At 67.2% G+C, this 4,187-nt stretch carries 5 protein-coding genes and 1 pseudogene; all 6 read right to left on the reverse strand.

Translation table 11 applies throughout. The features are described from left to right. On the reverse strand, positions 1-403 hold a 403-nt coding region (locus G3N93_RS35410; protein ID WP_206135056.1), incomplete at its 3' end, for a type VI secretion system baseplate subunit TssF. A 4-nt stretch (positions 404-407) separates the two neighbouring features. Continuing rightward, positions 408-956 (reverse strand): type VI secretion system baseplate subunit TssE, encoded by a 549-nt coding sequence (gene tssE / locus G3N93_RS35415; protein ID WP_206135057.1) that lies wholly within the window; start codon positions 954-956, stop codon positions 408-410. A 16-nt stretch (positions 957-972) separates the two neighbouring features. After that, positions 973-1,464: a type VI secretion system tube protein Hcp gene (locus G3N93_RS35420; RefSeq protein ID WP_011355189.1), complete on the reverse strand. Its 492-nt coding sequence runs from the start codon at positions 1,462-1,464 to the stop codon at positions 973-975. 71 nt (positions 1,465-1,535) lie between these two features. After that, a complete protein-coding gene (tssC, locus tag G3N93_RS35425; RefSeq protein ID WP_046547841.1) occupies positions 1,536-3,044 on the reverse strand; it encodes a type VI secretion system contractile sheath large subunit in 1,509 nt (502 codons plus the stop codon). Next, complete coding sequence (gene tssB / locus G3N93_RS35430; RefSeq protein WP_011355191.1) at positions 3,037-3,591, reverse strand: type VI secretion system contractile sheath small subunit; 555 nt, start codon at positions 3,589-3,591, stop codon at positions 3,037-3,039. Before tssB ends, tssC begins: the two co-directional genes overlap by 8 nt. Positions 3,592-3,664: 73 nt before the next feature. Then, a pseudogene (locus G3N93_RS35435) lies at positions 3,665-4,187 on the reverse strand (type VI secretion system protein TssA); the annotation flags it as partial.

Consider the following 4,187-nt stretch of genomic DNA (forward strand, 5'->3'; position numbering starts at 1 on the left):
CGTGCGCGGTGCGGAATTCGCATGCGGTCTGCTCGGACGCGGCCGGGCTCGCGCGCAGCGCGGTGCCGGCCGGCAGCCGCCAGCCTTGCGCGAGGCTGCCTTCGTTCAGCATCGGCGCGAACCGCACGATCGCCATCGACGGCAGCGGCGCGACATAGCCGGGATACACGGCATCGAGCAACGCCTGCGTGAAGCGCGGAAACTCGGCGTCCATCTTGAGCTGCACGCGCGCGGTGAGAAAGCTGAAGCCTTCGAGCAGCCGCTCGACGTACGGGTCGGGCGGCCCCGATTCATTGAGCCGCAGCCGCGCGGCCACCTTCGGGAACTGCTGGGCGAATTCGCCGCCGAGCTCGCGCAGGTACGCGAGTTCGCGGTTGTAGTAGTCGAGCAGGCGCGTATCCATCGCGTCAGGCCCCCGCCACGGATTGCAGCGACATCGCGCCCGTCTCGAGATCGAGGTCGGAGCGCAGCACGAATTCGAGCGGATGCGGGATCGACCACAGCGTGCCGCGAATCTCGAACAGCAGCACGTTGTGACGCCGTTCGCCGGCGCGGCCGCCGGGCGCATCGATGACGCTGCGCACTTCGACGCTGTCGGGCGCGATGCGCGGCTCGAAGCGCACGATCGCATCGCGGATCGACGCCTCGACCGACATCCGCTCGACGCCCGACATCGGCTTGCCGACGAGCGGCCGCATCCCGTAGTTGAGCACCGATGCCTGCGCGTGCGCGAACGCCGACCAGTCGACGAAACCGTCCTCGGCGTTGCGCGTGTTGAGCAGCCACGCGAGATCGCGCAGCACGGCCGCGCGCAGGCGTTCGGTGCCGATCCACTGCGCGCCGTGCGCCTCGGTCGCGCGCTGCGGCGTGTCGTCGGTGAGCCGGTCGAGCAGCGCGGGCTGGAGCCGGTCGCGCAGGCTGCCCTCCCGGCCGTCGCGGGTTCGCGGGTCGTCCATGGTCATCTCCGCGCCGTCACATCTCGGTGTTTTCCTTGATGTTCCAGCCGACGGTCACCTCCGCACCCTTGCCGCCGTTGTCGTTCTGCTGCCAGTACTGCTTCTTCACCTTCGCGGCCTGGAAGCCGTAGTGCATCATCAGCCGGTCGGCGACGTCGCCCGGATCGATGCCCGCGACCTGCGCGGACGTGACGAGCACCTCCTGCAGCGTCACGCGCATGAACTCGACCTGCGTGCCGCCCGTCTTGCACGCGGAGATCTCGACCGTCGAAAGATGTTTGCCGTTCGCGCAGTTCTTGATGATCGCGGGCGCACCCTTGTCCATGTACGCAGCGACGACGAGATCGTTGAAGCTCGCCTTGCCCGCGTTGCCGCCGCTGCCGCTCGCCATCGCGCCCGGCTGGCTCGCGCCCCACGTGAACGACTGGATGTCGGTCCAGCCCTTGTGCTGTGCGTCCGCCGATTCGCCGGTCACGCCGTCCACCTTCATAAACATTGCCACGCCCATTGCCGTCTCCGTTTCAGTGCGATGTCAGGATGAATGCCGCGTTGAATGCCGATCGTTGCCTGCTGCGCCACTCACTCGTTGGCCGCCTTCGCGGTCGGCAGCCGCGAGATGAGCCGCAGCGACACGGTGAGCCCTTCGAGCTGGTAGTGCGGCCGCAGGAAGAATTTCGACGTGTAGTAGCCGGGGTTGTCCTCGACTTCGTCGACCACCACCTGCGCGGCCGCGAGCGGCTTGCGCGCCTTGGTTTCCTGCGACGAATTGATCGGGTCGCCGTCGACGTAGTTCATGATCCAGTCGTTCAGCCAGCGCTCCATGTCGTCGCGTTCGCGGAACGAGCCGATCTTGTCGCGCACGATGCACTTCAGGTAATGCGCGAAGCGGCAGCACGCGAACAAGTACGGCAGGCGGCCGGACAGCCGCGCATTCGCGGTCGCGTCGGGATCGTGGTACTCGGCCGGCTGGTACAGCGACTGCGCGCCGATGAACGCCGCGAAATCCGAGTTCTTCCGGTGCACGAACGGCATGAAGCCGTTCTTCGCGAGCTCGGCCTCGCGGCGGTCGCTGATCGCGATCTCGGTCGGGCATTTCTGGTCGACGCCACCGTCGTCGGTGGGGAACGTATGGCTCGGCAGCCCTTCGACCGCCCCGCCCGATTCGACGCCGCGGATCGACGAACACCAGCCGAACTGCTTGAACGAGCGGTTGATGTTCGCGGCCATCGCGTACGCCGAGTTCGCCCAGGTGTAGCGGTCGTGGTTCGCGGCGTCGGTGTCTTCCTCGAAGTCGAATTCGTCGACCGGGTTGGTGCGCGCGCCGTATGGCAGCCGCGCGAGAAAACGCGGCATCGCGAGGCCGATGTAGCGCGAATCCTCCGACTGCCGCAGGCTGCGCCACGCCGCGTATTCGGTGTTCTGGAAGATCTTCGTGAGGTCGCGCGGGTTCGACAGCTCCTGCCACGAATCCATCTGCATCAGCTCCGGCGACGCGCCCGCGATGAACGGCGCGTGCGCGGCCGCTGCGATCTTCGACAGCTCGCCGAGCATCTCGACGTCGGGCGGGCTGTGGTTGAAATGGAAATCGCCGACCAGGCAGCCGAACGGCTCGCCGCCGAACTGCCCGTATTCCTCTTCGTAGATCTTGCGGAACAGCGGGCTCTGGTCCCACGCGACGCCCTTGTAGCGCTTCAGCATCCGCGCGACCTCGTTGCGCGACGCCGGCAGCGCCTTGATCTTCAGCAGTTCGTCGGTCTCGGTGTGCGTGACGAGGTAATGGAGCCCGCGCCACGCGCCTTCGAGCGTCTGGAATTCGTTGTGATGCAGGATCTGGTTGATCTGCTCGGACAGCTTGCGGTCGATCTCCGCGATGATCTGCTTCACGCTGCCGTATGCATCGGTCGTCATGCCGACCGTATGTTCGAGCGCCTGCTGCGCGAGCGTGCGCACCGCGCGTTCGACCGACTCGCGCGCCTCGGCCGTCTTCGGCTTGAATTCCTTCTGCAGCAGCGCGGCGAATTCGTCGTGCGCGACGGCCGGTTGCGCGGCGTCGCGTGTGTCCGCGCGGGATTGGACGGGATCATTCATCGCGGGCCTCCGGTTGGGTCGCGTCGCCGCCCTGCGCGGGCTCGTGCGGGTTGCGCACGAGCGTCTTCAGCAGGTCGGGATCGTTGATGGCGCGCTCGATCAGCTGTTCGGCGCCATGCTTGCCGTCCATGTACGACAGCAGGTTCGACAGCTCGGTGCGCGCCTCCAGCAGCCGCCGCAATGCGTCGACGTTGCGCGCGATCGCGGCCGGCGAGAAATCGTCGATCTGCTCGAACGTCATGTCGACGTTGAGCATCCCTTCGCCGGTCAGCGTGTTCGGTACCTGAAACGCGACGCGCGGCGCGACCGATTTCATCCGCTCGTCGAAGTTGTCGACGTCGATCTCGAGGAACTTGCGCTCCGGCAGGTCCGGCAGCGGCTCGGCCCGCTTGCCCGCCAGGTCCGAGATCACGCCCATCACGAACGGCAACTGCACCTTGCGTTCGGCGCCGTAGGTCTCGACGTCGTACTCGATCTGCACGCGCGGCGCCCGATTGCGCGCGATGAACTTCTGTCCGCTGCCCGCCGCCTTGGTTCTGTCCGTCATCGTCCACTCCTTCACATCGATCAGGTTGCGCAGTCCGTCGTCGCCGCCCGCATGGCGGCGGCTTTCATTCGTTTCATTCGCTCCGCTCGCCGCTCAGCAGGTCCAGCTTCGGCAGGCTCTCCGGTGCGAGATCGCGGATGATTTCGTAGAAGTCGAGCGTGAGCAGCCGCTGCGCGCGTCGCAGCAGCAACGGCGCTGGATGGCTCGGCTCGTGTTGTTCGAAATAGCGGCACATCTTGTCGAGACCGATGCGCACGTCGTCGCGGCTCGTGACCTCGGCATCGCGCCAGGCGTGGGCATTCGGCCTCGCGGACGCTGCGGCTGCGGTTGTTGCAGGGCCGGTCCGCGACGCGTCGCCGGGCGCGGCCGGCTGCATGTCGAGCGAGACCGGTTGCGGCTCCGGCAGCGGCACTTCGCGCGCGATCCGCTGCAGCGCTTTCTCCGCATCGCCTTCGTCGGGCGCCCATTCGCGGCCCAGTTTGTCCGTCACGCACACGCGGATCGCCTCCAGCGCATGCAGGGCCGCGCGTGCTGCATCCAGCGGCGTCGTGCCGTCACTGCGCGCAGCCGACAGCGCAGCCAGCAGGCTTTCGCGG

Origin of the sequence: Burkholderia sp. Se-20378, assembly GCF_017104665.1 — a bacterium.
In the GTDB taxonomy this organism is placed as follows: Bacteria; Pseudomonadota; Gammaproteobacteria; order Burkholderiales; family Burkholderiaceae; genus Burkholderia; species Burkholderia lata.